The organism is Lunatimonas salinarum (genome assembly GCF_017811155.1).
GTDB lineage: Bacteria > Bacteroidota > Bacteroidia > Cytophagales > Cyclobacteriaceae > Lunatimonas > Lunatimonas salinarum.
Genome location: NZ_JACVCV010000132.1, coordinates 1 through 364, shown reverse-complemented (window position 1 = coordinate 364; position 364 = coordinate 1). Strand labels below are relative to the sequence as shown.

General features: G+C 49.2%; 1 pseudogene. It reads right to left on the bottom strand.

The annotated features are described in order from the left end of the window. Window positions 1–143 precede the first annotated feature (143 nt). Window positions 144–364: pseudogene (locus IAQ59_RS22200) on the bottom strand (hypothetical protein); the annotation flags it as partial.

Here is a 364-nt window from a genome sequence, read left to right as displayed (position 1 = left end):
GGCGTTTCGGTGAATTGCGTCATTGCGAGCGACGTAGGAGCGTGGCAATCTCCAAACCAGGGCATAAGGGTATTGTTACCGAAAGTAGGCTCGAACGATTTGCGAGTCTTACGTCTTACGTCTTATATCTTACGTCTTACTACCTACGTTTCACCCAACAACCCTTCTTCCTTTAGGATTCTCATCACTATAACCTCATCTGCCTCCATTACCTTTGCGATAAGGGGCATGGGCAGGTTTTCTTTATAGAGATTTATGATGCCCGACCGCAGCTTCTTTAGTTCGCCTATCTGTTCTCCTTCTTCCCGGCCCTTCTGCTCGCTGGCATCTAGGGCGTTTTTGAGGTCTCGGTAGCGCTTGAGGC